This is a genomic window from Plantibacter sp. VKM Ac-2885, assembly GCF_015351205.1.
GTDB lineage: Bacteria > Actinomycetota > Actinomycetes > Actinomycetales > Microbacteriaceae > Plantibacter > Plantibacter auratus.
In genome coordinates this window covers 618,636-644,908 of the sequence record NZ_JADKSK010000001.1, presented here as the reverse complement: position 1 = coordinate 644,908, position 26,273 = coordinate 618,636, and the positions used below count along the sequence as shown (strand labels likewise).

20 protein-coding genes are annotated in these 26,273 nt (G+C 70.6%); 6 read left to right on the top strand and 14 right to left on the bottom strand.

Annotation, left to right across the window (positions count from 1 at the left end; translation table 11 throughout):
* Positions 1-17 precede the first annotated feature (17 nt).
* The 8 genes from manA to ITJ66_RS03035 all read right to left on the bottom strand — a co-directional run bounded on the left by manA (position 18) and on the right by ITJ66_RS03035 (position 11,743).
* Positions 18-1,223 (bottom strand): mannose-6-phosphate isomerase, class I, encoded by a 1,206-nt coding sequence (manA, locus tag ITJ66_RS03070; protein ID WP_194643360.1) that lies wholly within the window; start codon positions 1,221-1,223, stop codon positions 18-20.
* Positions 1,223-3,973 carry a CIA30 family protein gene (locus tag ITJ66_RS03065; protein WP_194643358.1) on the bottom strand — a complete coding sequence of 917 codons (2,751 nt, stop codon included), beginning with the start codon at positions 3,971-3,973 and terminating at the stop codon, positions 1,223-1,225. Before ITJ66_RS03065 ends, manA begins: the two co-directional genes overlap by 1 nt.
* Entirely contained in the window at positions 3,970-4,968 is a 999-nt protein-coding gene (locus ITJ66_RS03060) for an ROK family protein (protein ID WP_194643355.1), read from the bottom strand. The genes ITJ66_RS03065 and ITJ66_RS03060 overlap by 4 nt, the downstream gene beginning before the upstream one ends.
* Before the next feature lie 11 nt (positions 4,969-4,979).
* On the bottom strand, positions 4,980-7,466 hold the full coding sequence (locus ITJ66_RS03055; RefSeq protein WP_370582554.1) for a glycoside hydrolase family 2 protein: 2,487 nt from the start codon (positions 7,464-7,466) through the stop codon (positions 4,980-4,982).
* On the bottom strand, positions 7,463-8,383 hold the full coding sequence (locus ITJ66_RS03050) for a carbohydrate ABC transporter permease (RefSeq protein ID WP_236555343.1): 921 nt from the start codon (positions 8,381-8,383) through the stop codon (positions 7,463-7,465). Before ITJ66_RS03050 ends, ITJ66_RS03055 begins: the two co-directional genes overlap by 4 nt.
* Positions 8,380-9,339 carry a carbohydrate ABC transporter permease gene (locus tag ITJ66_RS03045; RefSeq protein WP_194643353.1) on the bottom strand — a complete coding sequence of 320 codons (960 nt, stop codon included), beginning with the start codon at positions 9,337-9,339 and terminating at the stop codon, positions 8,380-8,382. The genes ITJ66_RS03050 and ITJ66_RS03045 overlap by 4 nt, the downstream gene beginning before the upstream one ends.
* 82 nt (positions 9,340-9,421) lie before the next feature.
* Entirely contained in the window at positions 9,422-10,720 is a 1,299-nt protein-coding gene (locus ITJ66_RS03040) for an ABC transporter substrate-binding protein (RefSeq protein WP_056013290.1), read from the bottom strand.
* A 153-nt stretch (positions 10,721-10,873) separates the two neighbouring features.
* Entirely contained in the window at positions 10,874-11,743 is an 870-nt protein-coding gene (locus tag ITJ66_RS03035; protein WP_192019734.1) for a LacI family DNA-binding transcriptional regulator, read from the bottom strand.
* Positions 11,744-11,772: 29 nt separating this feature from the next.
* On the opposite strand from ITJ66_RS03035, the gene ITJ66_RS03030 reads away from it, so the two are divergent.
* Together ITJ66_RS03030 and ITJ66_RS03025 are read left to right on the top strand one after the other, a co-directional pair.
* Positions 11,773-13,041: an ROK family transcriptional regulator gene (locus ITJ66_RS03030; protein ID WP_199862358.1), complete on the top strand. Its 1,269-nt coding sequence runs from the start codon at positions 11,773-11,775 to the stop codon at positions 13,039-13,041.
* A gap of 111 nt (positions 13,042-13,152) precedes the next feature.
* On the top strand, positions 13,153-13,812 hold the full coding sequence (locus ITJ66_RS03025) for a HEAT repeat domain-containing protein (RefSeq protein WP_228501445.1): 660 nt from the start codon (positions 13,153-13,155) through the stop codon (positions 13,810-13,812).
* Positions 13,813-13,887: 75 nt separating this feature from the next.
* Here ITJ66_RS03025 and hisD read toward each other — a convergent pair whose 3' ends face one another.
* From hisD to ITJ66_RS03010, 3 genes are all read right to left on the bottom strand, one after another.
* A complete protein-coding gene (gene hisD / locus ITJ66_RS03020) occupies positions 13,888-15,204 on the bottom strand; it encodes a histidinol dehydrogenase (protein WP_194643351.1) in 1,317 nt (438 codons plus the stop codon).
* A gap of 94 nt (positions 15,205-15,298) precedes the next feature.
* Positions 15,299-16,231: a LysR family transcriptional regulator gene (locus tag ITJ66_RS03015; protein WP_079704685.1), complete on the bottom strand. Its 933-nt coding sequence runs from the start codon at positions 16,229-16,231 to the stop codon at positions 15,299-15,301.
* Between the two features lie 4 nt (positions 16,232-16,235).
* Positions 16,236-17,114, bottom strand: a complete 879-nt coding sequence (locus tag ITJ66_RS03010) for a nitrilase-related carbon-nitrogen hydrolase (RefSeq protein ID WP_194643349.1) — start codon at positions 17,112-17,114, stop codon at positions 16,236-16,238.
* A gap of 186 nt (positions 17,115-17,300) precedes the next feature.
* Here ITJ66_RS03010 and ITJ66_RS03005 point away from each other — a divergent pair, with 186 nt between their 5' ends.
* The 3 genes from ITJ66_RS03005 (at position 17,301) to ITJ66_RS02995 (ending at position 22,674) form a co-directional block, all read left to right on the top strand.
* Complete coding sequence (locus ITJ66_RS03005; RefSeq protein ID WP_194643347.1) at positions 17,301-18,794, top strand: cytosine permease; 1,494 nt, start codon at positions 17,301-17,303, stop codon at positions 18,792-18,794.
* A 67-nt stretch (positions 18,795-18,861) separates the two neighbouring features.
* Positions 18,862-21,726 (top strand): hypothetical protein, encoded by a 2,865-nt coding sequence (locus tag ITJ66_RS03000; protein WP_194643345.1) that lies wholly within the window; start codon positions 18,862-18,864, stop codon positions 21,724-21,726.
* 51 nt (positions 21,727-21,777) lie between these two features.
* The gene (locus ITJ66_RS02995) at positions 21,778-22,674 is read left to right on the top strand and encodes a PhzF family phenazine biosynthesis protein (protein WP_194643343.1); all 897 of its coding nucleotides are present in this window, start codon (positions 21,778-21,780) and stop codon (positions 22,672-22,674) included.
* A gap of 62 nt (positions 22,675-22,736) precedes the next feature.
* Here the strand turns inward: ITJ66_RS02995 and ITJ66_RS02990 are convergent, their stop codons facing one another.
* Positions 22,737-23,744, bottom strand: a complete 1,008-nt coding sequence (locus ITJ66_RS02990; RefSeq protein ID WP_194643341.1) for a glycosyl hydrolase — start codon at positions 23,742-23,744, stop codon at positions 22,737-22,739.
* A 191-nt stretch (positions 23,745-23,935) separates the two neighbouring features.
* On the opposite strand from ITJ66_RS02990, the gene ITJ66_RS02985 reads away from it, so the two are divergent.
* Complete coding sequence (locus ITJ66_RS02985; RefSeq protein ID WP_194643339.1) at positions 23,936-24,376, top strand: META domain-containing protein; 441 nt, start codon at positions 23,936-23,938, stop codon at positions 24,374-24,376.
* Between the two features lie 46 nt (positions 24,377-24,422).
* Here the strand turns inward: ITJ66_RS02985 and ITJ66_RS02980 are convergent, their stop codons facing one another.
* Together ITJ66_RS02980 and ITJ66_RS02975 are read right to left on the bottom strand one after the other, a co-directional pair.
* Positions 24,423-25,184, bottom strand: a complete 762-nt coding sequence (locus ITJ66_RS02980) for an ABC transporter ATP-binding protein (RefSeq protein WP_194643336.1) — start codon at positions 25,182-25,184, stop codon at positions 24,423-24,425.
* The gene (locus tag ITJ66_RS02975) at positions 25,181-26,236 is read right to left on the bottom strand and encodes an iron ABC transporter permease (RefSeq protein ID WP_194644755.1); all 1,056 of its coding nucleotides are present in this window, start codon (positions 26,234-26,236) and stop codon (positions 25,181-25,183) included. The genes ITJ66_RS02980 and ITJ66_RS02975 overlap by 4 nt, the downstream gene beginning before the upstream one ends.
* Positions 26,237-26,273: the final 37 nt, after the last annotated feature.

The window sequence follows — 26,273 nt, the reverse complement described above, 5'->3', positions numbered from 1 at the left end:
GGGTCCAGTCTGGCCGGTCACCCGGTGGCGACGAACACCTTCCCGTCCGTGGACACGGTCACCGGTTCCGGACCCGGCGAGACGAACACCGCGGCACCGCGCTCCAGCACCACCGTGTCCGGGCCCTGTTCCACGCGCGCGGTACCGGCGGTCACGATGATGACGGCCGCGCCGCCGCGAGCGAGGTCGCTCGCCGTCCCCCGGTCGACCTGGACGAGTTGGAAGTCGTCGACCGGCACCGGGTAGACGACCCCGCCACCGACACGCGCCACCGGCTCCACGAACGGGACCGGCATCGGAGCGATCTCGAGGACGGCGAGCAGTTCCGGCACGTCGACGTGTTTCGGCGTCAGTCCGCCACGCAGCACGTTGTCGCTCGACGCCATGACCTCGACCCCGAATCCGGAGAGGTAGGCGTGGATGTTCCCTGCGGGCAGGAACAACGCCTCGCCTTCCCGCAGCGTCACGAGGTTGAGGAGCGCCGCGACGACGATGCCGGAGTCCCCCGGGTACTCCTCGGCGAGCTGCAGGATGAGTTCCCGCTCGGCCGTCCAGCGCGATCGACCATCGGCGTCCGGGGCCGCTCCACCGTCGGTGCCGACACCGGCGGCTGCGACGAGGGCGGCGACCACGCCAGGTGTGCGTCGTTCGAGCACGGCTTGCACCGTCGGTTCCAGCCCGGCGTCGAGCAGCTGCTCCGCCAGCTCGTCCAGCGCCCGCCGGTCCGGGCCGACGATGCGTCCGGCGAGATGCCCCAGCAGCGCGTGCGACTCCTCGACCGCACGGAAGCCGCAGAGGGCACGGAACCCGTCCCGCAGGGCGACGATGATCTCCGGCTTGTGCCACGCGTCCTTGTAGTTCCGATGCGGTGCGTCGAGCGGTACGCCGCGTCGGTTTTCATCCGCGAACCCCGCTCTGGCCCGGTCGGGCGTGGGGTGGACCTGGAGGGAGAGCGGCCTCGCGGCGGCCAACAGCTTCACCAGGAACGGCATCCTGGAACGCCCGCCGAGAGCCGCGTCGGGGTCCGACACGATCCACTCGTTGAGACTCTCCGGAAGACCGCCATCCCGATCGACGAACTCGGTCAGGCTGCCGGGGTGTGCACCGAGCCAGAGCTCAGCCTGGGGCGAACCGTCGGCGGGCACCCCCAGCAGCTCCGGGATGGCCGTCGTCGACCCCCAGGCGTACCGCTTGGGGTCGCTGGTGATGCGGTGCAGCGCCATCAGAGGGCACGCCGTCGACCGCGGACCAGCAGCAGGCCACCCATCGCGAGCAGCGTGAGCGCGCCGACGATCCAGGGTGTGGCCTCCCAGCCGGTGCGGGCGAGGACGTCCGTCGGCGCCCCCGGGTCGGTGCCGCCCGACCCTCCAGGCTGTCCCGTGCCCGGCTGTGCCGTGCCTGGCTGACCCGTGCCCGGTTCCGGCTCCACCGCCGCGACTGTCGTTACCACGTCGTCGACCAGCAGGGTGCCTGCCCCCTCACCACCGAGGTAGAACCCGATCTGGGTGACGGAGGTCGGGTCGAACGCCGCCTCGCCGGCCCAGGCCGGTGGGGCGAAAGCGGAGAACGGGATCTCGATCAGCTGCCAGCCCTCGCCCTCGATGGGCGCGACCGTCTCCCAGTACGTCCCACGTGTGACGAACTGGACGGTGACGTCGTCGCCCGGTGTCCCCTGCACCCAGAGCTGGAGCCCGGTGTAGCCCCACCAGTCCTGCGGCGTCTGGAAGGCGCGGACGACGCCGGCATAGCCGGGACCGGCGAGGTCGTACGCGGCCGACATCGCGTTCGTGCCGGTGTCGGGGTTCGGCGTGAGCGTCGGTGTCACGGCGCCGCCCCCGGTGTTCCGCACGTAGGCGGCCTGCAAGGCGGCGTCATCGGCGTACGACTCGAAATCCTCGACGACGAGCGGTTCGCTCGGCAGCGCCTTCATGAGGAAGTCCGCCGCTCCCGTACTCGAGGCGGTCGGCCCGGCTCCGTTGACCGCGGTGACCGACCACCAGTACCGCTGTCCCGGTGTGAGGGAGACCGTCGGGGTGACCGAGGGGGTTCCGACGCCGTCGACGACCACGACCGGGTTTCCGAGGTCGGCCTGCGCGGCGAGCGTGAAGCGGTAGTAGGCCGCGCCGGCCGCCGACTCCCAGGTGAAGGTCGGCGTCGCGGTCACATCGACGGTGCCGGGCGCCGGTGAGACGGATGCGAACGCCGCCGGCGGCCCGCTCGGAGCGTCCACCGCCGACCAGATGGTGGCCCGCGACACGGTCGCGCCGGCGGCGAGGGTCACCCGGAGGTACGGCCCCGTCAGATCGCGTGCGTTCACCGTGGCGCCGGGTCCGACCTCGGACGCGGCGGTCACCCAGGCTGAACCGTCAGCGCTGGACTCGACCACGACCGATCCGGAGACGATGAACGACGCCGCCGAGAGTCGGTCCTGCTTCCAGGTGACGCTGGCTCCATCGGAGGCGGCGACCACGCTCGTCCCGTCCGCGCGCGGGGCGATCGTCGCACCGTCGTGCGCCTCGGTGAGCAGCCAGGACTCGAGCGGGTCGACGAGCACGCGGGTGTCGGTCTCGGTCATGACCGGGTCCGACGACGCTGCGTCGGCCCCGGCCCCGTCGATCGCGACGACGCGGTAGACCGCTCCCGTCGGCGAGGCGAAGTCCGTCGCGGACCCGGCGTCGGCCCGGAGCGCGCCGGTGTCGACCGCGGTCCACGAGGTCCCGTCGAGCGAGCGTTCGAGCCGATACGAGACCGCACCGCCGGCCCCGCGCCACCGGACGGTGTTGATGCCGTCCGCGCGGTCGACCGCCGTGATGAGCGGTGTCCCGACGGCGGGAGCAGCCGGCACGGCACCGATCGCGGCGGCATAGGCGGTGATCGCGGAGACCCGGGCGCGCTCGGCGTCGGTCGCACCGGGTGCATGGATCGTGAACCCGTCGTCGTGCGGGACGAGCCCACCACGGTCGTCGTTGCCGAACAGCGACCAGAACAGCATGCCGGTCACGTTCGGGTCGGCGACGAGCGGTTCGAGCAGCGCCGGGCTCGCAGCCGTGGAGGCGTACTCGCCGGCCAGGTAGACCTTGCCCGCGGCGGTGACGGTGGCCGCGTCCGCGGACACGCGTGCGGCGGTGGGCGGGTAGTAGTGCACGTCGACGATGTCGAGCCCCGGCGCCGAGAGCGTGTCCGGGTCGATGTCGAATCGACGACCGGCCGCGACGAGCTGCTGCGGGGCGCGTTCCTTGATGAACGCGACCTGCCGGTCGATCCACGGGGCGGTCATCCCCTCCAACTCGTTCCCGAGCTCCCACGCCATGATCGTCGGGTCCTCGGTGTACCGGACGCCGGTGAGCGCGTTCGTCCGCTGGAGGATCGCGTCGACGTAGGCCTGGTAGGCGGCGATCGGCCGCTCGTCGGCGTAGAAGTCGTCCGACGTCAGCCCGTACGGGGTCGTGAAGTCGCGATGCCCGCCGTGGTAGTACTCCCACTCGTCGGTGAGCGGGAGCACCAGCCGGATGCCGAGCTTGCCGGCGTACGCGATGGCGAAGTCGATCGTCGCGAACGCCTCCTCGTTCAGCTGCCCGAGGGCCGGCATGATGGCCAGGGGGTTCGCGCCGTCTTGGCCCGTCGAGGTCATCATGTGCGTCCGGACGACGGTCGAACCCATCCGGGCCGCCGCGTCGAGGGTGTCGGCGATGCGGAAGGCCGTTGGGTAGTCGACCCCGCCCACGTTCTCGTCCAGACCGAGCCAGTAGATGTTCGGGCCGCTGAAGCGGAAGGTCTCGCCGTCGAGCACGAGGCGGGAGCCGTCTCGCTCGACGAACGAGGTGTTGAGCGAGGTCCAGTCGGCCGGGGCGGCGGCTGCCGGCGACGCGAGCGCCGGCAGCAGTGCGGCGGTGACGGCCGCCGCGAGCATGCCGGCGGCGAGACGGCCGCTCGAGTCGCGGTGCGGTGGGCGGGGGTCGGGGGTGCGATTCATCGTGCCAGGCTCCTTCGTCTGGGATGGTGCATCGGGTCGAGCGGTGGGAGGCCGAGTGCCTCCGGTCGGTGGATGAGTGCTGCGGCGCCGAGGATCGGACCTGCGCCGTCGAGCGCGGAACCGGTGACGACCACGTCGGCCGCGTAGTCGAGGACGATGGCGTCTTGCACCGCGGCACGGACGAGGTCGAGGTAGTCGGTGCTGACGGCGGTGAACCCACCGCCGACGGCGACCGCTTCGAGGTCCAGGAGGGTCGCGGCGCTCGCGATCGCCTGGCCGACCGCGGTGGCCGAACGGACGACGGCGGACCGTGCGACGGGATCCCCTGCCGCGGCATCGACGGCGAGCGCCTCGCCGGTGCGGCCGTCCCAGCCGTGGGCCCGCGCCCAGGCGACGCTCCGTGGTCCGGACGCGATGCGCTCGAGCGTCGCGTCGTCGGCGGACTCTCCAGGTACGCGCGAGGCGATCTGCACCTGACCGATGTGGCCGGCGTTGCCGCTCCGGCCGGCGATCAACCGCCCGTGCAGGATGATCCCGCCGCCGACACCGGTCGAGACGATCATCGCCATCGAGTTCTCGGTGCCGCGGGTCGCTCCGAGCCAGTGCTCCGCGAGCGCGATGCAGGTCCCGTCGAGACGGACCACCACCGGGGCGTCCGGTAACAGCCGCGCGACGTGTGTCCGGAGGTCGAAGCCGTGCAGTCGCGGGAGGTTCTTCGGGCTCACGGTGCCGCGGCCGAGGTCGACGGGACCCGCCGAACCGATGCCGACGCCGACGAGCGCGGAACCGTCCGGCAGGTGCGCGATCGAGGCGAGGACCACTCGGTCGACGGCGTCCTCCAGTGCACGGCGCCCGGCATCGGGCCCCGTCGGCGCCCGATGCGCGCTGCCGTCGACCACGACGCCCCCGGCCGTGACGAGCGCGGCCTCCACCTTGGTGCCACCGAGGTCGACCGCGAGCGCGACCGACCTCGACGGGTCCCGCTCCGCGGTCATGTCCGCCAGGGTCACCGTGCCCAGTCCTCGACCAGCTGGTTCGCGGTGCGCACGACCCGGGTCGACCGGAGCTCGTCCTCGTCGAGTTCCACCTCGGTCCGCACGTGGAACGTCACGCGCTCTCCCGGCAGCAGGGTCACGAGCTGGTCGTCGACGACGGCCGCCGGGTCCAGCTTGTCGACGAGCAGCGTGAGGTCGCGGAGGAACGACTCTGCCGTGATGGTCACGGCGTAGCCGTCCTCCTCGCGGACGACCTCGGCGCTGAAGCGCGGGGCGGGGATCGTCGAATCACGTGCCTCGGTGAAGGACCAGAAGCCGCGTTCCGCCCCGAGCGTGGCGACGAGCACCTCGTCGGGCGCCGAGCCCGCGACCGCGACCGCTTCGGGGATGTCGACGAGCGTCGAGGAGCGTCGGTCCAGGTCGACCGGGACGCGCACTGCGGCGAGTTCGGTCCCGTCGAACCGCACCCGTCGGATGACGAGGTCGTCCGCCCAGGCGTCCGGGCCGTCGTTGAGTACGGCGACCACCAGGGACTCCCCACGCGGCTGGACGGTCACGAGCCGGTCGGCGTAGACGTGCCGCAGGGCGTAGAGCAGCGGCTTCGCGCGCTCGTCGCCGTCGACGGCCGCCCAGGAGGTGACGGGCCAGCAGTCGTTCAGCTGCCAGACGATCGATCCCATGCAGCGTGGGCTCCACGACCGGAAGTGCTCGATCGCGACGGTCACCGCGTTCGCCTGGTTGAGCGACATCGCCCAGTGCCAGTCCTCGGTGTCGTCCGGCAGCGGCAGGTGCGCGACGAGTCCGTCGGTCAGCTTGTCGTTCCCGTCCGTCGCCTTCTGGTGGTGGATCATGCCGGGCGACTCGGGCGTGAGCGGGGAGTCCGAGATCGCCCGGTCGATCGTCGACCACGTCGCCGGGCCCTGCCAACCGAACTCGGCCACGAAGCGCGGCGAGACGTCGCGGTAGGCGGGGTAGTCGACGCGGTTCCACAGCTCCCAGAGGTGCACGGATCCGTGGTCCGGATCGTTGGCCGGGATGTCCGGCGTGCCCGACCAGGGGCTGCCCGCGGTGTAGTTGCCGGCCGGGTCGAGCTCGGCGACGAGCCGCGGCAGCAGATCGAGGTAGTAGCCCATGCCCCAGGTACGGCCCTGGACGCGCTTCTCCCAGCCCCACTCCTCGAAGCCCCAGATGTTCTCGTTGTTGCCGTTCCACAGTACGAGGCTCGCGTGCGGCATGATGCGCGTGATGTTGTCGCGCGCCTCCGCCTCGACCTCGCTCCACAGCGGCTCCTCCTCGGCGTAGGCCGCGCAGGCGAAGAGGAAGTCCTGCCAGACCATGATCCCGCGCTCGTCGCAGAGCTCGAAGAAGTCGTCGGACTCGTAGTAGCCGCCGCCCCAGATACGGAGCAGGTTGAGGTTCGCGAACTCGGCCTGGTCCATCCGGCGCGCGAGCCGGGCGCGGTCCACGCGGGTCACGAAGGCGTCATCGGGGATCCAGTTGGCGCCTCGCACCCAGACGGCCTCGCCGTTCACGATGAAGCGGAACGAGGTGCCCTCCGCGTCGGGTTCGAGTTCGACGGCGACGGTCCGGAACCCGATCCGCTTCGACCACTCGCCGAGGCGTGCCTCGTCCTGCCTGAGCACGACGTCGAGGTCGTACAGCGGCTGCTCGCCGTAGCCGCGCGGCCACCACAGTTCGGCATCCGCGACGGTGAGCTCGACCACGGCGGTGTCGGCACCGGCCGCGAGGACGACATCAGTGCTCGCATCGGCGACCGTCGCTGTGAGCGCGAGGGGCGCGTCACCGTCGCCGGCGCGTTCCACGTCGACGTGCACGGCCACCCGGCCCTCGCCGCCGTCGACCGTCACGACCGGACGCACCGAGGCGAGGCGGGCCGTCGACCACGACTGCAGGCTCACGGGCTTCCAGAGCCCTGACGAAGCGGCGTCCAGTCCCCAGTCCCAGCCGAAGTTGCACGCGGCCTTGCGGATGGCGTTGAACGGGTGGGAGTAGGTGTGCGGGCGGTAGCCGATCTCGAGGCTGGCCAGGTCGGCAGCCGCGACAGGCGAGGCGAAGTGCACGACCAGCTCGTTCTCGCCCTCGCGCAGGACGGCACCGACGTCGATGCGGTAGGTGCGGTGCTGGTTCCGCGTGGTCGCGACGACCGTGGCGTTCACGGTCACCGTCGCCACGGTGTCGAGTCCCTCGAACACGAGGTCGTGCCGCTCGTGGCCGTCCGGCTCCCACGTGAAGGTGGTGCGGTACTCCCAGTCCGTCGATCCGATCCACGTCACGAGGTGCTCGTTGCGGTCGAGGAAGGGGTCGGGGATGAGCCCGGCGTCGAGGAGGTCCGTGTGCACGAGGCCGGGCACCGTAGCGGGCACGCTCGTCCCGACGAATGCCTCGGGGATCGCGCCACCGACCGCACGCAGACTCCACCCCTCGTGCAGGAGGCGGGTGGTCAGGGGACGGACGGTGGCGGTGTCGATGATGCTCACTTGGTTGCTCCAGAGGTCAGGCCGTTGTAGATGTATCGCTGTAGGAAGAGGAAGGCGACGAGCGTCGGGATGATCACGAGGATCGTCCCGGCCGCGATGATCTGCCACTGGGCGCCGAACGGTCCCATGAACCGGAACAGCGAGGTGGAGATCACCCCCAGGTCCTGCGACGGCATGTACAGGAAGGGGATGTAGAACTCGTTGTAGATGGCGATGCCCTTGATGATGACCACCGTCGCAACGGCGGGCTTCAGCAGCGGGAGGATGATGCGCCAGTAGATCGTGAAGCGGTTCGCGCCGTCCAGCATCGCCGCCTCGTCGAGGGAGACGGGGATCGACTGCATGAACTGCAGGAAGATGTAGATCGCGACGATGTCGGTCCCCATGAAGAGGAGGATCGCGGCGCCACGGGTGTTGAACAGCTCGAGCGCGGACACCACCTGGAACGTGGCCACCTGGGTCGTGACCGACGGCACGAGCGTCGCGAGCAGGAACAGGCCCATGACGAGCTTCCGGCCGCGGAACCGGAACCGGTCGAGTGCGTAGGCCGACATGGTGCCGATCAGGATCGTCCCGGCGACGGACACGAGCAGGATGATCGCGGTGTTCAGGAAGCCCGTGACCATGCCGCCCTGATCGAACGCGACGACGAAGTTGTCGAAATTGAACCAGTTCGACGGCGGGGTGAGCGGGCCGGTCGTCCGCTGCTCGCGGTCGGTCTTGAACGCGAGCATGAAGATCGTGGCGAGGGGGACGACGGCGAAGAGGCTCGCGATGATGAGCGAGGCGTACTTGATCGTCGTCGCGGTGAGGGCGGCGGCGCCCTGCGGACGCTTCGGCCCGCGCCGCGTCCGTCGCAGTGCGCGTCGGGGCTCGGGTGTGGCAGCGGAGACCGGTCGGTCGGCGGTGGCGGTCACGATTCGCCTCCCTTCTCGTCGGGGAAGACCCGGCGTTGGACGAAGGTGATGATCAGGACGATCAGCAGCAGGACGACGGCCATCGCGGACGCCAAGCCCACCTTCGAGAACTTGAACGCCGTGTTCACGGTCTGGATCACGAAGGTCTCGGAGCCGTTGGCACCGCCGGTCATGACGTACGGCATCTCGAAGGCGGACAGTGCTCCGGCGATGGCCAAGATGAACGAGAGGCCGAGGATGCGCCGGATGCTCGGCAGGATGATGAAGCGGAACTTGTGCCACGAGTTGGCACCGTCGAGGTCCGCGGCCTCGTACTGCTCGGATGGGACCGACTGGATCGCACCCAGGAACAGGACGAAGTTGAGGCCCATGTACCGCCAGACGGACGTGGCGGCGAGGGACGCGTTCACGAAGGACGGATCACCCAGCCACTGCGGGGTGTCCTGCACGCCGACCGCCGCGAGCAGGGCGTCGAGGGTGCCGCCGGGGCGGAGGAAATAGAGGAAGACGAGCCCGATCGCGACCCCGTTGATGAGGTAGGGGAAGAAGATGACGCCCTTGAAGAGGTTCTTGAAGCGGGTGCGGAAGCTCAGCAGCGTGGCGAGGTACAGCGCCAGGACGAGCTGGGCGACGGCCCCGACGAGGTAGTACAGGCTCACGAAGAAGACCTGGAAGATCTCCGGCTTCGTGAAGATTTGCACGAAGTTGTCGATGCCGACGAACTCCTGCTCAGGTTCGAGTCCGTCCCACGAGGTGAGGCTGTACCAGAACATGTTCGCGACCGGCACGTACGTGAGCACGATCAGGAAGGCGAGCGGCACGACGAGGAACAGCCAGGGGGTGACGCGGGAGCCGGTGGACTTCGGGGGCCTGCCCGGCCGCAGCGTGCGCGCCCGGCGTGGATGGTTCGTCACCACCGCTCGGGTGGCGGGTGACGCTCCCTGGACTGTGACCATGCTGGTTGCCTTCTTCGCTGCGCGGGGTGGAGGACACCCGGGCCCGCCGTGGGGACGGGCCCGGGTGTCGATCGGATGGGTGCTACTCGGCGACGTCGGCGCGGGCGGCTGCCCAGCGCTCGTTGAGGTCGGCGAAGGCGCTCTCCTTGTCGCCGTCGGCTGCGCCGCGGGCGACGTCGATGAGCTTCTGGCGGTAGGTGTTGCCGAAGAGGTCGATCTCAGCGGCATTCGCGATGTCGTTGATCACGGCCTCCTTGCCCACCGGGTCCGGAGCGAGCTCCAGGTAGGTGACGCCGAGGTCGGAGAAGTCGGCCAGCGTGTCGGGTGCCGGGTCGCTGATGACGGGGCTGATGGCACCCTGGCTGGCGGCGAACCCGGACTCGTTCGTGAACCAGTCGATCCAGGCCTTCGCGGTCGCCTTGTTCTTCGAGTACTTGCTGACCGCCAGGAACTTGTCGGAGGCGGTGACGGAGGTGAACCCCTCGTCGGTCTTCCACGGCATCGGCCAGAAGCCGATCACGTCGCGGGACTCGCCGGCCTTCTCGGCGGCGTCCTGCATCTGCGAGACGGCCCATGAGCCGAGCACCATCGAGCTGATCTCACCGGAGGCGAGGAGGTTCTTCGACTCCTCCCAGTTGGTGGTGGTGGGGTCCGGCTCGCTCAGGCCGGCGGCGACGGTGTCGAAGAGGAGACCGTCGATGTTGTACTGGTCGTTGCCCTCGGTCCAGGGACTGTCGGTGGCGATCATCTCCGTGCGGACCTTCGGGCCCTGCACCGCGCCGAGGTTGCCTTCGAGCGTCGCGAGCGGCCAGCCGTCCTTGTAGTTCGTGTAGTACGGGATCGAGCCGTTCGCCTTGATCTTCTCGAGTGCGGCGAGGTACTCCTCCTCGGTGGCGGGCGGCTCGGTGATCCCGGCCTTCGTCCACACGTCGCGGTTGAAGACGTAGCCCATGGCGGAGCCGAAGGTCGACACGCCATAGGCCGTGCCGTCGAAGGAGGCCTCGTTCGCGAAGCGGTAGGTCTTGGACTGCTCCTCGGTGCTGCCGAGCGGCTCGAAGAAGTTCGCGTACTGGTCCTTCGTGACGTTCGACGAGGGGATGAGGAGCACGTCGCCGTAGTCCTTCGAGTTGAGGCGGATCTTGGCATCGCCCTCGTAGTCGGTCAGAGCCTCGAACTTGACGGTGGTGCCGGGGTACTGCTTCTCGAACTCGGCCGCGTAGTCCTTGAAGGTGGTGTCGACGAGGTCGGTGCGGTTCGTGAGGACGGTGATCTCGCCGCTCGGGTCGCCGTCGTCGTTGGCGGCTCCGCCGGAGCAGCCGCTGAGGACGAGTGCCGCGGCCGCAGCCGTTGCGGCGAGGCCGATGATCGGTCTCCGGGACATGGGAACTCCTTCGTTCGGGGGGCGAAGGGCCGGGTCGCCTCGTCGCTCGCTGTCCAGCATCGTCTGCCGCCCAGCACTCGTCAAGAGTAAACATTATTAATTTATATAACAAATCGATCACAGGAAATCCGCCCGCCGGTCACCGTCGAAGCCTCAGGCGACGGGGACGGGACCCGAGGTGGAGCGCTCGATGACCACGGCGTGCGGCGCTTCCCGGGTGGCGCCTGGACGACCCGCCAACAGCTCGAGCAGCTCCTCGCCCGCCATCTCGCCGATGCGTTGCACGTCGTGGCTCAGCGCCGACATCGGCGGGTCCGACAGCTGGCACTGCGCCGAATCGTCCCAGGCCACGATCGAGAGGTCGTCGGGGACGCGCAACCCCGCCTCCTGCACCGCCTGCAGCCCGCCGAGCGCCATCACGTCGCTGTCGAAGACGACCGCCGTCGGCCTGGGGTCGCGCGCGAGCAACGCCTGCATGGCCTGGAGGCCGGACGCCCGGGAGTAGTCGCCGCCGATCGACACCGTCTCCACGTCGGGCCGGTCGGAGGCGAGGGTGAACGCCTCCATCCGGGACAGCGTGTGGGTGAGTTCGCGCGGACCCGTGACGTGTGCGAGCCGTCGGTGCCCGAGCGAGACGAGGTGGTCGACGGCCTCGTGCATCGTGACCGCGTCGTTGGTCCAGACCGCCGGGAGACCCTGCGCGGTCGTCGGTGCGCCGATCACGATCGCCGGGATCCCGGACCGCTCGACGAAGGCCACCCGCTCGTCGTCGTCGATGAGGTCCACCAGGATGACGGCGCTCACCGTGCCGTCCTGCTGCCAGCGTCCGAGCTGCAGCAGCTCCTCCTCCCGCGTCGGCAGGACTCGGAGCAACACGGACAGACCGTGCGGGCGGACGACACGATCGATGCCGGCGATGAGCTCGTGGTAGAACGGCTCCGCGCCGTAGATCTCCGAGGCCCGGAACAGCGTGAGGCCGATCGGCCGGGGCTGCGCGATAGTCTGTTCGGCGTCGAGACCCATCGGGACGCGGCCTTTCGTGAGGAGTGGTCGTGTGGCCCTCACACTACGCGCTCGAACATCGTCGGGAGGGACAGTTGGCCAGACGAGAGTCCGTGCAGTCGGGCCCCGGGAGCCAGGCGCTCATCGTCGACCTCATCCGCTCCGCGGGCACGATCAGCCGCACCGAGCTCACGGAGGCGACCGGCCTCACCCAGCCTTCGATCTCCAACATCGTGCGTCGGCTCATCGAGGACGGACTCGTCCGCGAGACCGGACGGGCGGCACCCCGAGGCGGCAAGCCACGGACCCTCCTCGAGATCAACGCGAGCGCCAAGTACGGCGTCGGGATCCAGCTCGGGTTCGAGTCGATCACGCTCGTCGCAACCGACGTCCGTGGTGGTGTGGTCGGCCGGCAGCTCGTCGACGGGGCGGGTTCGGCCACCCCGGAGCAGGTGACCGACCGACTCGTCACGCTCTATCGTGACTTCGTCGCCGGCGTCGGCCTCGCAGCCCCGTCGATCGCGGGCGTCGCCGTCGTCGCTCCCGGCCCGATCGCCCAACTCGGCGGCGTGCTGCTCGGACCGCCGACGCTCGTCCGGTGGGACGACTTCCCACTGCAGCAGGCGTTGCAGGACAGCCTCGACGTGCCGGTGGTCGTCGACAACGACGCCGCCGCAGCGGCCGTCGGCGAGTTCTGGAGCCGCCAGGTGTCGCGCACGGAGTCCTTCGCCTGCGTCTACATGGGCACCGGGATCGGGGCGGGCATGGTGTTGGGTGGCGCGCTCTACCGCGGGGCGAGCTCGAACGCCGGGGAACTCGGCCACATCAGCATCGAGGTCGACGGTGTCCCCTGCCACTGCGGCAACCGCGGGTGCTTGGAGCGCTACGCCGCACCGGCAGCCGTGATGGCGGCGGCAGCGGCTGCACGGGACCGACTCGGCGACCTGGGCCTCGGTTTCGCACCGGACACACTCAGTCGCGACTTCGACCAGCTCGCCCGAGCCGCCGTCAGCGGCCATGACGTGGCGCTCGACCTCATCCGGTTCTCCGCCGACCGCGTCGCTGCCGCCACGGTGACGCTCGCGAACCTGCTCGACCTCGATCGACTCGTCCTCGCCGGCCCCGGGATGGCGGTCGCCGGTTCGCTCTATGCGCGTGCGATCCGCGAACGCCTCGACCAACGGTTCTTCGCCCGACGGGCCCACCCGATCATGGTCGAGCTCTCCGCCAACCCGCGCGATGCGGCCGCGATCGGCGCCGCATCACTCGTCCTGCAGGGCACCATCGCACCAGGACACGGGCCGGCACTCACCCGCTGACAGCGCGTCGATACATCGCCGGCGGAACGACTCCCGCCCGCTTCGGGGAACCCTGCCGGCGCCGTGCGCTTACGCTGGATGGGAACCGACACAGCCCTGGGAGGTCGCGCGATGAGCCGGGAACACGACGCCGCTGCGGCGAACGGTCTGGCGATCGCCCTCCGCGCGCCCGTGCCCTCGGACCGGCTCCAGGCCGCACTCGCGGCGGGCACCAGCCCGAAGACCACCTACATCGAGGTCCTCGTCGACCGCTGCGCCGTCGAGCCCGACTTCTTCGTGCGCGACATGCTCACCTGGGCGCTCGTGCGGCACGACCCCGAGGTGACCGTCCCTCGCCTGATGGAGGAACTCGGGTCGGTCTTCCCACAGGCACGCAGCCAGGCGCTGCACACCCTCTCCAAGACCGGAGACCCACGCACCTGGTCGGCCATCACCCTGGCGCTGCTGGAGGACGAGGAGGATCAGGTCGCCCGAGCCGCCTGGCGCACCGCCGCAGGGGTCGTCCCGGAGCGGGAGGCGTCGGCGCTCGCCGAGCTGCTGGCGAAGCAGTTCGGCCGCGGCGACCGCGAGGTGCAGCTCAGCCTCACCCGCGCGTTCGCCACGATCGGCGAGCCCTCGATCGAACCTGTCGAACAGGCGGCCGCATCCGAGGCGTTCGAGCGAGAGGCCCGTGCGCACGCTCGCGCGACCGCCAGGATCCTCCACGACCCCGAGTCGGACTTCGACGAGGCGATGCAGGAGGCACAGCACGCGCTCCGCCAGGGTGACTGAGCCATCATCCCGGTCATTGAGCCTGTCGAAATGCCCTTCGACAAGCTCAGGGACCGGAGGGGGGCCGGGCCTGCCTCAGCTGAACCGGGCCGTGCGGAGCGTCGCGGTCGCGCTGTGCGCCGCCATCCCCTCCGAATCGGAGATGACCTGCACCGCGTCGGCCAGCTCGGGCGTCGCCGCCTCGGCGATCCGCTGGTAGGTGAGCGGCTTCAGGAACCGCGACACCGAGAGCCCGGCACTGTGCTTGGCGCCGCCGGCGGTCGGCAGCACATGGTTCGTGCCGGCCATGCCCTTGTCCGAGTACGCCACGGTGCTCCACGCGCCGAGGAAGATCGACCCGTAGTTGAGCAACCGCTCGTGGTACCAGGCGTCGTCGGCCGTGATGACCTCGAGGTGCTCCGGAGCGAGGTCGTCCATGAGCGCCGCGGCGGTCGCGCGGTCGTCGGCCACGGTCACGGAGCCGTAGTCGCGCCAGGCCGGCCCGCAGATCGACTCGGTCGAGAGCGTCGGGAGCTGGCGTTCGACCTCGGCGATGACCGCGCGGCCGAGCTCCTCCGACGTCGTCACGAGCGCGGCCGGCGAGTTCGGTCCGTGCTCGGCCTGGCCGAGCAGGTCCGCGGCCACCAGGATCGGGTCCGCGGTCTCGTCCGCGAGGACGGCCACCTCGGACGGACCGGCGAGGAGATCGATCGCGACCGTGCCGAACAGCTGCCGCTTGGCCTCGGCGACGAAGGCGTTGCCCGCACCGACGAGCATGTCGATCGGCAGTTCGCCGAGCAGACCGTAGGCCATGGCGGCGAGCGCCTGGACACCTCCGAGGACGAAGACGCGGTCGACACCGGAGACGTGCGCGGCGTAGACGACTGCGTCGTTCGCGCCGCCGTTCGGCTGCGGCGGCGTGCAGGCGATGACCGTCGGCACACCGGCCTGCTTGGCGACGCCGACCGTCATGAACGCGCTGGCGGTGAGCGGGAACCGGCCGGCCGGGAGGTAGGCGCCCACGCGGGAGACGGGCACGTACTTCACCCCCGTGATGAGCCCGGGCACGAGCTCGGTCTCGAAGTCCTGCAGGTGGGAGCGCTGCTCCTGGGCGAAGGCCCGGGTGCGCTCGCCACCGAGGTCGATGGCTGCGCGGAGGTCCGCGGGGAGGCGGTCGCCGCTGGTCGCGATCTGCTCGGGCGTCAGCTCGACGTCGCCGCCCTCGTATCGGTCGAGCCGTCGCGCGGCGTCGAGCACGGCGTCCATGCCGCGCCGCTCGATGTCGAGGAGCATCGCGGAGACGGTCTCGATGACGGCCGGGTCGCGCTGCGCCGGAGGAGCGTCGACGAGCGGGGTCTTGAGGTGACGGAAGGAGCCGTCGAGGGACTGGAGCACGGGAGGGCTGAATCGCATGGTGCGAGCGTACGAACGCGGCGCGGGGGCGACAACGGGGGACGTGCCTGCGCGAGCCATCGGGTCACCCGATACGCCGGTCCGCGGGCGACGCTCAGCGTCTCGGGGTGGTAGCGATCACCTGGTCGGGCTCCGCCGCCGCGAGCAGGGTGTGCTCGGCGAGTTCGGCGATCCGCGCGGTGGCCGGCGACAGGTAAGCGCCCTCGCGCTGGACGAGCGCGATCGTGTCGTAGAGCGGCTCGGCGAAGGGGGTGAGCGTCAACTGCTCCGGGAATCCGCCGGTGCGGGCGACCGTGCCGGAGACGATCGTGTCCGCGGCCCCTGTCGCGGCGAGGCTCAGGGCGGTCTCCACGTGCTCGACCTCGACGGCCGGTTCGATCGACCGCCCTTGCAGGCGAGCGCGCTCCAGCAGTTGGAGCCGCGTGGGGTCCCTCCACCCGGCGTAGGCGTCGTAGAGCACGAGCTTGGCGTCGGCGAACTCGTCGATCCCGACCGGGCCCGCCGCGGGATCCCTGGTGGTGGAGGCGTAGAAGACCTCGTCGCGGAAGAGGGGCCGGATGGCGAGGCCCGCGACGGGCACCGGGAGGACGACGAGCCCGGCCTCGATCTCGCCGCTCGCCACGGAGTCCGCGACGAGTGCCGAGTTCAACCCCACGAGTCGCACGCGCACGTTGGGGTAGCGCTGGTGGAAGCGCTGCACCAGGTCGGACAGCTCGTAGTAGGCGGCGTTGCGCAGGACGCCGAAGGTGCACACGCCGCCGTCGAGGGAGGTGATCGCCGAGAGCGCGTCGAGTCCACCGTCGATCGCGGCGACCGCGCGTCTGGCGTGTTCGCGCAGCTCCTCGGCGGCCGCCGTCGGGACGAGCCGACGCGCACCGCGGGCGAACAACTGCAGGCCGATCTCGCGCTCGAGGCGGCTGACGAGCTCCGACACGGAGGCCTGGCTGCTGTCGAGCTCGGCGGCTGCGGCGGTGAAGGAACCGCTCTCGTAGGCGGCGAGGAAGGCGCGGAGTTGCGCGAGGGTCATGCGGTCAGCCTAGCGAGGAGCGTTCTCCCGTCACCGCACCGTACAGCTCGGGCCGCCGGTCCGCGAGGACGTCGTTGCGTGGACCGATCCGGGTCGCGCCCCGGTCGATGCGGACGGTCGCGTCCACCCGCCCGCGCTCGTCCTTCCCACCGACGGGCCAGCCGTCGGCCGGGATGATCGTGGTGCCCTCGGTCCAGGGGTTGCCGGCCTCGGTGCCGGTGCGGTCGCAGCACACGATCGGGATCGCGGACGCGCGCGCCGCCGCCATCGCCTGGACGACCTCGGGCGCCCGCTCGCCCTCCGGCCGCTCGACCAGGGGCCAGTTCGTCGGGACGACGAGCAGGTCCGCTCCCCGGAGCGCCAGACCCCGCGGCACCTCGGGGAACTCGAGGTCGTAGCAGACGAGGACGCCGAGCCGGCCGAGCGGCGTCTCGACCACCGGCTGGGTCTCGCGACCCGCCACGAAGACGGACTGCTCCTCGTCCCACAGATGCACCTTCCGGTAGACCCCGAGCACACCCGAGGCGCCGAGGACGAGGGCGCTGTTGCGGATCTCCTCGCCGTCCAGCTCGCAGAACCCGACGACCGCCACGGCGTCCTCGGGGAGCAGCGACGCCCAGTCACTGAACACCGACGCGTCGCTCGGGAGCGCGACGGCGCGGGCCGCCTCCGGGCTGCCCAGGTAGTAGCCGCTCGTCGCGAGCTCGGGCAGCACGAGGAGCTGCACCCCGTCGGCGACGGCGTCCCGGATGGCCGCCTCGATCATGCGCAGGTTGCCGTCGAGGTCGCCGAGGACGGGGGCGAGTTCCTGGGCACGGACCCGGATGCTCCGCGCGTCGGGGTCGCTGTGGTCGGTTGCCCCCGTGGGGTCGGTGCTGGTCATCCAGCGATCATACGAAGCCCTCGCGGACGGGACCATCGTGTTCCCCGATGGCTGGGATCGGGGCATGGCCGATTGTGCCCGTCCGTGGCCTGCGGATACCGTCGTCGGCACGAGCGAGTCCCCGACCCGAGGCAGACCCCCGCTGCCCGTCGCCCTCCTCGACCGCCCGAGCCCTGGAGGCCAGCCATGGCGACACCCGCCGCCCCCACGTCCACGCCCGGTTCCGCCGCCGGAGCGGGTGACGCCCAGCCGTCCCTCGTCGAATCCCGCTCCATCGACTGGATCCCGCTCGATGAGCGCCACGGTCGCCCGCGCTCGCTGTTCTCGCTCTGGTTCATGTCGAACGCGCAGGTGACGACCCTGGCGACCGGCATGCTCGGCGCCGCGCTCGGAGCGAACCTCGCGACGTCCCTCCTCGCGATCGTCCTCGGCGTGGCCGTCGGCACCGTGTTCACGGCCTTCCACTCCGCACAGGGGCCGCAGCTGGGACTCCCGCAGATGATCCAGTCGCGCGCGCAGTTCGGCTACCGCGGCGTCGTCCTCATCTGCGCGATCGTCGTCTTCAGCCTCGTCGGCTTCAACATGTTCAACCAGATGCTCGGCGCGGACGTCCTCACCATGACGACCGGTGTCGACGCCGGTGCGGGTTGGTACGTGCTCATCAGCGGCGTCGCCGTCCTCCTCGCGATCTTCGGGTACTCCTGGATCCACCGGACGCAGTCGTGGCTCACCGCGCTGTTCCTCATCACCTTCGGGCTGTTCACGGTCGTCGTCCCCTTCGTCGTGCCGCTCCCGGCCGATGCGCTGTCACTGGCGAACTTCAGCTGGGTGGCGTTCCTCGTGCAGTTCGGTGGCGCCGCGGCCTACGCGCTCGGTTGGGCGCCGTACGTGTCCGACTACTCGCGCTACCTCCCGCCGCAGACGAACCCCGGGCGGGCACTCTTCTACACCTACGGCGGTGTGTTCGTCGGCGCCGTCTGGCTCATGGGGCTCGGTGCCTTCGTCGCCAGTGCGTTCCAGGGCGCCGACCCGCTCGAAGGGGTCCGTGACGCCGCGGACGCCATCCTGCCCGGCTCCGGCACCTGGCTGCTCGTCGCCGCACTGCCCGGGCTGATCAGCGTCATCACGGTCAACATCTACGCGGCCTCGATCGAGACGATCACGATCATCGACTCCATCCGACCGGTCCGGCCGACACGCACCCTGCGGGTCGTCACCTGCCTCGCGATCGCCACGGCCGCCGTCATCGGCTCGTTGCTCAGCACCGGCGAGTTCCTCGCGAACTTCAGCAGCTTCCTCGTCGTCCTGCTCTACGTCCTCGTGCCATGGACCTCGATCAACCTCGTCGACTACTACCTCGTGCGGAAGGGCCACTACGTGGTCCGCGACATCTTCACCCCGAACGGCGTCTATGGCGCCTGGGGCTGGCGCGGCCTCCTCGCCTACGCGATCGGGATCGTCGCGATGATCCCGTTCGTGGTCACGGTGTGGTTCACCGGTCCGATCGCGCAGGCGCTCGGCGGTGCCGACCTCGCCCTGTTCATCGGTCTCGCCGCGTCCGCGATCGCGTACGTGCTCCTCTCCCGGTCGCTCGACCTGGACCGCGAGCGGGCCGCGGCCGAGCGCGACGTCACCGAGACGGGCCACCAGGCGGTCGCCTTCACGTCTCGACGTCGCTGAGTTCTCGGCGACGCTGACCACCGGCTGACGCTCAGCAGCGCGACGCCACACGATTACACTCGACGACGTGATCGGATCGGACGGGGCAAGCGGAACAGACGCCGTCGAACCGGACACCCGCATCCCGGATCCCGCGCCTCGGCACACGCCACTGTGGACCGTCCTCTCCGCCTGGCTTCTGCGCGTCGAGCGTTGGTTGCAGTCCCGTGGCGGCTCCCGCCTCCGCGGCGGGCTGTGGCAGCTCTGGGGGCTCGTCGCCGTCGGCGGGATCCTCCTCCTCGTCGGCCCGGTCATCAACCCGCCCCTCACCCTCGACGACCTCACCGACGAGGCATCCGACGTCACCGACACCTGGATCGCCCGCTCCTTCAGCGCCGACTACCGCGTGACGACGGATGACGACGGCCGGCTCGTCACCGACGTCGAGGAGCGCATCGACGCGTTCTTCCCCAAGGACCTCGACGACCGGACCATCGAGCGGGTGCTCGCGACCGAGTATCAGGGCCACGCCCTCGACCCGTCGGCGATCACGGTGACGTTGGACGGCGTGAAGCAGGACGTGACCCGGGAGCGGGCAGCGGTCTTCCTCCGGCTCGTCGTCGACCCCGGCGAGCAGCTCACGGGCGACCACGAACTCGTCATCCGGTACCGACTCTCCGATCTCGCCTACGTCAACACCGACCCGGCCACCGGGCAGCCCGTCGACCTCCTCCGCTGGGACGTCTTCGGGCCCGACCTGCAGCAGGCCGTGGCGAAGCTCGACGTGCGGGTGACCATCCCGCAGGACCTCGACGACCGCCTCGTCCGGCAGCCGTACGGCTCCCTCGCCTGGACCCTCATCGGTGCCGGGCAGTGGCTCAGCCCGGAGGCCGACTCGCCTCCCGGCGAGGTCGCCTACGCGTTCACGAGCGACGACGCGGCCCCACCGCACGCGCAGGCGCGGTTCACCATGCCGTTCGAAGCGGGCTCAATCACGATGCCCCCGCAGTCCTGGATCTTCTGGGTCCAGACCTTCGGGCCCGTCCTGCCGATGCTCGTCCTCGCGGCGACGCTCCTGCTGTCGTTCGCGGCCCGTGCGGTCGCGTGGGGTGATGCCCGCGGACGTCCGTGGTACCTCGCGCAGTCGGAACCGCCGGACGGCATCTCGCCCCGCACCGCGGCGCATCTCCTCCGGTCACCCGCCACGATGGAGCTCGCCGAACGTCTCAAGGACGCCGCGATCAGCGGCACGAAGCAGCAGGCCAAGCGACAGGCGCGCCTGATCGCGGCGGCGGGTGCCGCCAAGCGGGCGGGCCGTCTGGGCGACCGACCCCGCGCGCTGCGCCGATACCTCACCGGGCCGGAACGCGCCGGACAGATCCGAGCGGGTCTCCGCCGCGTCCCGAAGGGCTTCGTCCGCGACTGGTTCATCGCCGCACCGATCGCGCTGACGCTTCTCCAGTGGGGCATCGTCCGGCAGCTCTCCCATCAGACCGTGCTCGCGGTGGTGTGGTGGCCGCTCGCCTTCGTCGCCCTCTCGACCGTCTTCGCCGTCATCGTGCTCGCAATCGCCCTGACCGCCCGGCCGCTGACCCGCAAGGGTGCGCTCGTGAAGCAGCACCTGCTCGGCATCCGGGTGTTCGCCGAGCGGACGCAGCTGCTCGACCGCGCCACCCTGCGCGATCGCCTCCTGCCCTATGCCGTGCTCGGCGCTCCACCTCGGGCGACCGGCCGGCGGGTGGCGGCCCTGATCGCGCCGGAGATCACGATGCCGGCGGCCGCGGCCGATCGTGCCTCGCGCGCCGACGGGTCGACAGCGGGCTTCCTGACCGGTCCGCGCATCGCCGTCCGGGTGCTCGCCGTGCTGCTCGTCGTCGGCGCGATCGTCGCTGTGAACGTCCTCCCGGCACCGTCGCTGGAGTCCGAGACACCCCGTTCCTACACGGGCGACATCCCCGGATCGACCCTCACGACGATCGCGACAGCCGACCTCGATGCGGAGCTCACGCGGACCGACGGCGACGGTGCACGACTGCGCGTGACCGAACGGCTCGGTGTGGACTTCTCCGACGAGGGCTCGGTGCCCGCACAGGTGGTGCGCGAATGGCCGGCCGTGATCGACGGCCAGGACCTGGGCCTCACGGTCGACCGGGTGACGGTCGATGGCGATGACGCGCCCTTCACGACGGAACGCGAGGACGGTCGGCTGCTGGTCCGCACGACCTTCGCCGACGTGCGCACCGGCCTGCACGACGTCGTGATCCAGACGACCGCCACGAGGCCGGCCGTCTCCGCGTCCGTCGATGGACGGGAGGTCGACCGGGTCAGCTGGGTCGGGTTCCTCGACGGCTGGACGAGCGGCGTCGCCTGGGACGAGGACGTCGCGCAGGGACCGTTCCGGCTCAGCTTCACCGCCGACGACGGACTCGTCGACGACGCCGTCGATGCCGGGTGGACCCCCACCGAGGCAGGGGCTTGGCGACCGGCGGCGTCCGAGGGCGGTTCCGGTCGCGAGACGGCGACCATCGAGCTCGCGCCTGACGACGGCGGGTGGCCGCTCGACGTCCGTGGCGACGACCTCGGCGTGGTCCTCGACCTCCCCGCCGGGACGGTCGCAGGGACCGACACCGGTGCCGCCGGCTGGGCTCGGGCGGCTGCCCGGGCACCGGGGCTCTTCACGGTGGTCTTCGCCGGCATCGCGGTCCTCGGTTCCGTGATCGGTGCTGTCGGGGCGGCCCGGCGCCGAGCTCCGAAGCCGGGTCTGCTCCGCGACGCGGTGCGGTGGCTGACCCCGTCGGCCCTCGCCGCCGCGGTGATCCTGGGCATCTGGACTCTGAACGGCGTCGCGGGCGACGACCCGTTCGGCGACCTCGTGCTCGGCGGGCTGATCGCCGGCGTCGTGGCGGTCATCGCCTGGTACGGCGTCGTCATGTGGGCCAGGCCGCGCGCCTGACGATCGCAGCCCGGGCGAGGACCGTCACGCTCCGGCGGGTAGCATCGTCGGATGTCGCACGCCGAACCGCCCGAGATCCTCCGCCTCACGGCCTTCGCCGCCGAACCCGGAGGGGGCAATCCCGCGGGTGTCGTCCTCGACGCCTCGGCGCTCACCGATGCCGAGATGCAGGCGGTCGCCACCAAGGTCGCGTATCCGGAGACGGCGTTCGTCGTCGACCCGGGTGTCGACGGCGACGACCGCCACGTGCGCATGCGCTACTTCTCCCCCGGTGCTGAGGTCCCGTTCTGCGGTCACGCGACCATCGCCACCGCCGTCGCCCTGGCTGAGCGCCGTGGCGTCGGACGCTTCACGCTGGAGACGAACGTCGGACCCCTCGTCGTCGAGACCGCATCCGACGCCGACACGAACGGCGACGCCAGCTCGATCACCGCGTCGTTCACGAGCGTCGAACCCACCGTGCGCGATCTCGACGCCGGGGTCGCCGATCGTCTGCTGTCACTGCTCGGGCTCGAACGCTCCGACCTCGACGAGCGGTGGCCGCTCCGCGAGTCGTTCGCCGGCAACCGGCACCCGGTCGTCGCGGTCCGCGAGCAACAGGTCTTCGACGCCTTCACCTTCGACCCGACCGCCCTGCGCACGCTGATGGATGAGCAGGGTTGGGCCGGGACGGTGACGGTCGTACACGATCGCGGGATCGACGCGGACGGCCAGCTGCTCGTCGAGGCCCGCAACCTCTTCCCGGTCGGAGCCATCACCGAGGATCCGGCGACCGGTTCCGCAGCCGCCTCCTTCGGTGGCTACCTGCGGGCGCTCGGCCTCCTCACCCCACCGGCTCGGATCCTCATCCGCCAGGGCCACCACGTCGGCGCGCCCAGTCTGCTGACGGTCGACGTCCCGGTCACCGGCGGCATCACCGTGACGGGGACCGCCCGCCCGATCGGCTGATGCGGGCGGATCGTCGGACCCGCCCGCACCCCACTCAGGACAGCTTCTCGCGCCGCCGCCGACTAGGGCAGCACAACCTCGCCCTGATTGAGCACCCGTGGGTGGAAGTACGTGTTCTGGATCTCGGTGTTCGAGTTGTTGCCGCGCAACTGCTCGGACCAGATCATGAAGTACGACCAGCGCGTCTGGGACTGCAGCAGGTTCGCGTCGGGCACCTCGCCCAGCTCCGCGATGGCGATCGGCTTCGTCCCGGCGATCGACTGCAGCTGCTGGTAGTCGGCGGTGCTCGGGTAGTTCTTGTACCAGACGTCGAGTGAGACGACATCGACGTAGGAGTTCCCGGGGTAGTAGCCCGACCACCCTCCCTGCGGGTTGTCCTGGACATTCCAGACCCAGATGAGGTTGTCGAGGCCTTGGGCGTCGAAGTAGTCGCGCATCTGCTGGAAGATCTTCGCGCCACCGTTCGCGCCGGAGCGGCCACCCCACCAGTTCCAGGTCTCGTTCATCTCGTGGAAGGGACGGAAGAGGACGGGGATCCCGGCGTCCTTGAGCTGCCGCAGGTAGGGCACCACCTCGGCCATCCGCTGCCGCCAGGTCGTGTTGAGCGCGGTGCCGCCGGTCACGATCTGGGTGAACTGGGTGTTCGATATCTGGGTCTTCACCCCGCCGTCGAACTCGCAGGTGGAGGGTCCGGTGGGTGAGCAGGCGTGCCAGGTGAGGGCGACGAGCGAACCGTTCGCCCACTCCGTCTTCGCCTGGTCGACCACGCGCTGGCGGTTCGCGGCGTCCTGGCCGCGGAACATGAGGTCACCGCCCCAGAGCCCGGGATACTGCCCGGTGATGTCCTTCACCTGCTGGGTGTACTGACCCGGCAGGCTCGCCGGTTCCTTGTTGTGTTGGCCCGAAACGATGCTCGTGCCCGCGATCGTCTTGAGGTATTGGATCACCGTGGCCTTGTTCTTCGTGGGGAACGCCTCGGCGTCCACCGGTTGCGCGACGGCCGAGCCGACGAGGCCGAGGACGAGTGCGGCGCCCAATGCGATGCGCGTCCTACGGGTGTGCGATGTCATGTTCATCTCCCTTTCGCCCTGCGTCGTCGGAGGGCGGCGACCCCAGGATCCCGGCCTGGGACACCGGCCGTCAAGGACTTTCATAAATTAATGCTTAAACGCGGCCTCGCGGGATGCGACCACCGCCGACCCGGAGCCGACGCGCTAGCATCGAGCCAGTCGCGGCCGGGCGGCCACCGGAGGGGATGGACATGTTCACAGGCACCACGTCGAAGCGTGGGCGTACCGCGGGCCTCGGCGCCATCGGTGCAGCAGTGCTCGCACTCGCCCTCGCGGGATGCGCCTCCGGAACCGAGAGCGGCGCCGACCCCTCGACCACAGCGCCCGCCGAGTCGGGCGACGCGGTCGGCATCGTCGGCGTTTGGGGAGACCCCGACGCGCAGAACACCCCGTCACTGGTGTTCGCGGAGGACGGCACGGTGACGGGGACCGACGGCTGCAACCGGCTCATGGGCTCGTGGACGGCCGACGGCGACACGGTCGAGTTCGCGCCACTGGTGTCCACGCGGATGGCCTGTGAGGGGGTCGACACCTGGTTGTCGGGCGGAGCGTCCGGCACCTGGACCGACACGAGCCTCGTCGTCCTCGACGACAGCGGCACGGAGATCGGGACGCTCGAGCGCTCGGAGTGAGGGAGCCCGCGGTGCTCGGGCCATGTGGCGCCCAGAGCGGGTGGGATCATCGCGTGAACGTGACGACGGCGTGCCCTCGGCGGGGGTCCAGCGTCACCTCGGCCGCCACGCCGTAGACGTCCGCGATGAGCGCCGCGGTCAGCACCTCGCTCGGCGCCCCGGCAGCGACCACCCGACCGGCCCGCATCACGACGACCGTGTCGCAGTACATCGCGGCGAGATTGAGGTCGTGGATGGCGATCACGGTCGTGACCGGGAGTGCACAGACGAGGTCGAGCAGCTCCAGCTGGTGTCGGATGTCGAGGTGGTTGGTCGGTTCGTCGAGGAGGAGCTCGCGTGGCTCCTGGGCGAGGGCCCGCGCGATCTGTGCCCGCTGGCGTTCGCCTCCGGACAGGGTGTGCCAGAGGCGGCCGGCCTGGTCGAGCAGGCCGACGTGGGCGAGCGCGCGATCGACGGCGGTCTCGTCGGCTGCGGTGTCACCGCCGAGTCCCGAGCGGTGCGGGATCCGGCCGAGCCGCACGATGTCGCGCACCGTGATGTCGACGTCGGTGTCGGCGTGCTGCGTCACCGAGGCGACTGAACGCGCGATGCGCCGTCGACCGACCGACGCCAAGTCGACACCGTCGAGCGTCACGAGTCCGGCGGTCGGCTTCACGAGGCCGTGGAGCACCCGCAGGAGCGACGACTTGCCCGACCCGTTCGGTCCGAGAAGGCCGACGGTCTGGCCCGGTTCGGGGTGCAGGGTCACCCCGTCGACGACGAGCGCACCGCCGCGGTTCCAGGAGACGTTCTCTGCGCGGAGTGTCATACCCGCCTCCTCCTCCGGGCCAGCAGGGCGATGAAGACCGGCACCCCGACGAGCGCAGTCCCGACGCCGACCGGCAGCGGCGTCGGTGAGAACGCGACGCGCGAGCCGGCATCCACCCAGACCATGAAGATCGCACCGATGATCGCCGTGGCCGGGATGAGCCGACCGTGACGGGGTCCGACGAGTAGGCGGGCGGCGTGGGGCAGCACGAGTCCGACGAAGCCGATCGCCCCCGCGACGCTCACCAGGGTCGCCGTGATGAGCGCCGTCGCGATGAGCAGGATCGCCCGCGTCCTCGCGACGTGGATGCCGAGCGACGCCGCGACGTCCTCACCGAAGGCGAACGCGTCGAGCGCATGGGCGTACCGCAGGCACAGGAGCGACCCGGCGACGACGACGATCGCACAGAGTGCCACGTCGTCCCAGCGCACGCCCTCGAGCGAGCCGAGCAGCCAGAACATCACGCCGCGCGTCTCGTCCGAGTCGGCGAACGCGAAGATGATCAGCGAGGTCAGCGCGGAGAAGAGTTGCGTGCTGGCGACGCCGGCGAGCACGACCCGGTCGGTCCCGCCGCCCGACAGGCGTGAGAGCAGGAGCACGAGTCCGAAGGCGACGAGCGCGCCGATGAAGGCGCCGCCGGAGAGGCCGATCGACGCACCGCCGAGTCCGAGGATCCCGATCGCGACAGCACCGGTCGACGCACCGGAGGAGATGCCGAGGATGAACGGGTCGGCCAGCGGGTTGCGGAGGAGCGACTGCATGATGACGCCGCAGAGCCCGAGCCCGGCTCCGCAGGCTGCCGCGACGAAGGCCCGCGGCAGGCGTTCCTCCCACACGATCGCGTCCTTCGACAGCTTCACCGGGATGTCGGTGACACCGAGGTGGTTCGCGACGATGTCCCGGACGTTCACGAGCAGGATGTCCGCCGGTCCGAGCGTGATCGCCATGCCGACCGAGACGAGGAGGAGGACCACGCCGGCGAGGACGAGCAGGCCGGTGATCGTCGCGCGGCGTGCGCGCGAGGCCGGTCGCCGTGCCGTGTCGCTGTTCATCAGCGTGTCGCCGCTCGTCACCGGTTCGCCGCTCGTC

Coding starts and splice junctions, on each gene's coding strand:
- manA (WP_194643360.1), bottom strand. CDS start 1,223: ATGGCGCTGCACCGCATCACCAGCGACCCCAAGCGGTACGCCTGGGGG.
- ITJ66_RS03065 (WP_194643358.1), bottom strand. CDS start 3,973: ATGAATCGCACCCCCGACCCCCGCCCACCGCACCGCGACTCGAGCGGC.
- ITJ66_RS03060 (WP_194643355.1), bottom strand. CDS start 4,968: ATGACCGCGGAGCGGGACCCGTCGAGGTCGGTCGCGCTCGCGGTCGAC.
- ITJ66_RS03045 (WP_194643353.1), bottom strand. CDS start 9,339: ATGGTCACAGTCCAGGGAGCGTCACCCGCCACCCGAGCGGTGGTGACG.
- ITJ66_RS03040 (WP_056013290.1), bottom strand. CDS start 10,720: ATGTCCCGGAGACCGATCATCGGCCTCGCCGCAACGGCTGCGGCCGCG.
- ITJ66_RS03035 (WP_192019734.1), bottom strand. CDS start 11,743: ATGGGTCTCGACGCCGAACAGACTATCGCGCAGCCCCGGCCGATCGGC.
- ITJ66_RS03025 (WP_228501445.1), top strand. CDS start 13,153: ATGAGCCGGGAACACGACGCCGCTGCGGCGAACGGTCTGGCGATCGCC.
- hisD (WP_194643351.1), bottom strand. CDS start 15,204: ATGCGATTCAGCCCTCCCGTGCTCCAGTCCCTCGACGGCTCCTTCCGT.
- ITJ66_RS03015 (WP_079704685.1), bottom strand. CDS start 16,231: ATGACCCTCGCGCAACTCCGCGCCTTCCTCGCCGCCTACGAGAGCGGT.
- ITJ66_RS03010 (WP_194643349.1), bottom strand. CDS start 17,114: ATGACCAGCACCGACCCCACGGGGGCAACCGACCACAGCGACCCCGAC.
- ITJ66_RS03005 (WP_194643347.1), top strand. CDS start 17,301: ATGGCGACACCCGCCGCCCCCACGTCCACGCCCGGTTCCGCCGCCGGA.
- ITJ66_RS02995 (WP_194643343.1), top strand. CDS start 21,778: ATGTCGCACGCCGAACCGCCCGAGATCCTCCGCCTCACGGCCTTCGCC.
- ITJ66_RS02990 (WP_194643341.1), bottom strand. CDS start 23,744: ATGACATCGCACACCCGTAGGACGCGCATCGCATTGGGCGCCGCACTC.
- ITJ66_RS02985 (WP_194643339.1), top strand. CDS start 23,936: ATGTTCACAGGCACCACGTCGAAGCGTGGGCGTACCGCGGGCCTCGGC.
- ITJ66_RS02980 (WP_194643336.1), bottom strand. CDS start 25,184: ATGACACTCCGCGCAGAGAACGTCTCCTGGAACCGCGGCGGTGCGCTC.
- ITJ66_RS02975 (WP_194644755.1), bottom strand. CDS start 26,236: ATGAACAGCGACACGGCACGGCGACCGGCCTCGCGCGCACGCCGCGCG.